A 2,763-nucleotide genomic window follows, 5' to 3' on the forward strand; every position below is an offset into this window, starting at 1 on the left:
GTGCGAGCTGGGCAGCAGTGGTGCGATGAACGCCCACGCCTCGTCGCTAATCACATTCCTGTCATCCATACCCCGGGTGTCTACCGCACCAGCGAGTGAACCCCGGCCAACCTCGACCGGTTCGAGAGACAGGCCCTAGTCCCGAGGCGGGTCGTCAGGCGCGAGTCCTCGCGCCTCAGCGACGTAGCCCAGGTTGTTGGCCGCCGTCGACAGGTCCCAGCGCCATGGCAGCCGCCGACCCGAGCACGGCTGGAAGTCTGCAGCGCGACCGGCACGGTGCGGCCGGCGGTGTTGTCGGTGAAGCAGTTGTCCGCGCCCGCCCGACCCGACACCGCCAGGTCGGCGCGGCCGGAGCGGACGACGACGTTGTCGCGGACGGTGGTGCCCGATGCGATCCAGAGGTGCTCGGACAGGTTGGGGGTCACCAGGATTCCGTGCATGGCGTTGCCGACGACGCGGTTGCCTCCATGCGATCGTCGTTCGTGTCCGCGGCGATGATGCCGCGCCGTAGGACGGCCCCGATCTCGAGCGTGGGCACGTCGTCGACCCCGTTGCCATGCACGAGGTTGCCCACGATGTCGACGTGCTCGGGCGGTGGCAGCAGCTCGGTGTCGAGCGTGTTGGGCACGATGCCGGCCACGTTGTGCCGCCACGTCGACGACACGATGTGGAGGTTGCCACCGGCGTTCGTGCCGGAGTAGCCGAGGCCGCTGCGTTCGGCGACCACGTCGCGGATGACGGCGTCGCACGGGTCGCCCTGCCCGATGTGGAAGCCGGCGTCCGCCGAGCCCGCCGCCCACGACTCCTCAAACAGTCCGTCGACCGAGTCGAAGGCGTAGATGCCATACAACCTCGTTGTTGACCGCGGTGACCGCACTGGCCCGGTAGCCGGCGACCCCCGTCCAGAACACGCCGTTGAGCCGGGCGTTGCGCACGGTCAGGTTCTCCACCGCGAGTCCGTCGGCGGTCACGCTCACGGTGTTCGCGCGCTCGAACTCCCCGTCGATGATCACCTCGTTGCGGTCGGTCCCGCGCAGCACCAGCGACGGCGTGTCGACCACACCTCCTCCTGGTAGACGCCCGGACCGACCAGCACGAGATCGCCGGGATCCGCGGCATCGTCCGCGTCCTGGATGGTGTCGTGCGGCTCGGGTACCCGCCGCGTCACGGCGGATGCCGTCCCGACAACCTGCTGCGGCTCGGTCTCGGGGTCGCCCGTGTAGGCGACGTCGCCGACTACGAGCGTCGCGTACATCCCGTCGCCGTCGCGGGTGCCGTGCAGCGTGCAGTAGAAGCGGTAGACGCCCGGATCGTCCACCGTGACGGTCGTCGACGCGCCCACCGGCATGACGTCCGCGCCGTAGGTGTCGGCCGTCGACCACGACCCGTCGACCGTGACCGCGTTGTGCACCGTTCTGCCCAGGTTGCGGAACACGACGTCGGTGCCGACCGGCACGCGTCCATCACGGGTGAAGACGTCGTCGAGCATGCCGATGCGGACCTCACCGGTGTCGTCGGCGCGCCCGCACCAGGCCAGCACGGCGCCGGAGAGCAGCACCAGCACCACGCGCAGTCACATCGCTCTCGCGCCCGTCTCGTCTCGGACCGTCGCCGGCATCTCCGCATCCCGGCGGCGCCTCCCGCAGGTCCGCCACGGTGGCTCCCGCCGAGGCCCGGGTGGACGACGCTGCGTCATACTGCGCAGGGTGCAGAAGCAGGCAGGCTGGGAGCTCGGGGGCCACCGCCGGTCGGCGTGGTGGCGCCGCGCTGCTGTGCTCGTTGGCGGGCTGCCCGACGCCGTCGAGCTGGGCCGGTCGCTGCTGTTCCTGCCGGCACCGCCAGACGGTGTGTGGATCGTCACCGGCGACAGCTGGGGGCCCGGGGGATCCATGCGGGTGCGCCACGTCGATCTCGCCGGCGCCCGGAGGGTGGCTCCGACGCCGGTGCCGGCGGGGACGACGCCGGTTGCAGCGCAGGGTGACCGCGTGCTGCTCGAGGGCGACGACGCGTTGCGCTGGTGGACGCCGTCGACCGGCGACATGCGGCGGATCCCCGGACGGCGCGGGCTGGCCGCTGGCCAGACCACCACCGTCGTGTGTGACGCACGGTGCCGCACGGTCGACGTGCTGCACCGTGACGGCACCCGCGGGGCGCGCCTGCGCATGACCGAGCCGGTGGTGGCGGCCGCCCTCGCGCCCGACGAGCGGGCCATCGCGTTGCTGACCGACTCCGAGCTCGCGACCGCGGCGGTCGTCATCGTCGACCGCGACGCCGGGGCCATGCAGTCCGTCACCAACGGCGTCGCGTCGCGGCTGGCGGCCCGTGGCTGACCTGGAGCCCGAACGGCGCGTGGTTGTTCTTCCCGACGACCACCGGGCGGATCGGGGCGGTCGAGCGGGCCAGCGGCCGGGTCAGCGTGGTCGGCGCCGACGTCGGTCCGTTCGATGCGCTCGCCGCAGCTGCCGCGCGGTGACCGGTTGTGGGCCTGGCAGCACACTCCGGGGAGCCAGGCCCTCACATCAGTGGGTTCGCTCCCCGGAGGCGTCGGCTCGGCGACCGTGGGGAGCCAGATCACCAGATCGGTGTGTTCGCTCCCCAAGGGGACGGTCAGGGCGTGGGCGTGACACCGCCGCCGCGGCTGCGCTGCTGGTAGCGCGCGGCGATGGCCTCCAGCAGCACCTCCGATGGATAGCCGTTCGGCACGTCGCCCAGCCGGGGCGCCAGGGCGGTGAGCAGCTCGGTCCCGAGGGCGTCACGGCGCTG

At 72.1% G+C, this 2,763-nt stretch carries 4 protein-coding genes; 1 reads left to right on the forward strand and 3 read right to left on the reverse strand.

Annotation, left to right across the window (positions count from 1 at the left end):
• Nucleotides 1-421: 421 nt before the first annotated feature.
• Genes VK923_05655 through VK923_05665 form a run of 3 tightly spaced genes read right to left on the reverse strand, consistent with a single transcriptional unit; the run spans nucleotide 422 to nucleotide 1,567 of the window.
• Entirely contained in the window at nucleotides 422-850 is a 429-nt protein-coding gene (locus VK923_05655; protein ID HSJ44152.1) for a hypothetical protein, read from the reverse strand.
• Entirely contained in the window at nucleotides 807-1,061 is a 255-nt protein-coding gene (locus VK923_05660) for a hypothetical protein (GenBank protein ID HSJ44153.1), read from the reverse strand. Before VK923_05660 ends, VK923_05655 begins: the two co-directional genes overlap by 44 nt.
• Nucleotides 1,010-1,567: a plastocyanin/azurin family copper-binding protein gene (locus tag VK923_05665; GenBank protein HSJ44154.1), complete on the reverse strand. Its 558-nt coding sequence runs from the start codon at nucleotides 1,565-1,567 to the stop codon at nucleotides 1,010-1,012. The genes VK923_05660 and VK923_05665 overlap by 52 nt, the downstream gene beginning before the upstream one ends.
• Before the next feature lie 139 nt (nucleotides 1,568-1,706).
• On the opposite strand from VK923_05665, the gene VK923_05670 reads away from it, so the two are divergent.
• Nucleotides 1,707-2,330 (forward strand): hypothetical protein, encoded by a 624-nt coding sequence (locus tag VK923_05670; protein ID HSJ44155.1) that lies wholly within the window; start codon nucleotides 1,707-1,709, stop codon nucleotides 2,328-2,330.
• Nucleotides 2,331-2,763: the final 433 nt, after the last annotated feature.

This window comes from Euzebyales bacterium (assembly GCA_035461305.1).
In the GTDB taxonomy this organism is placed as follows: Bacteria; Actinomycetota; Nitriliruptoria; order Euzebyales; family JAHELV01; genus JAHELV01.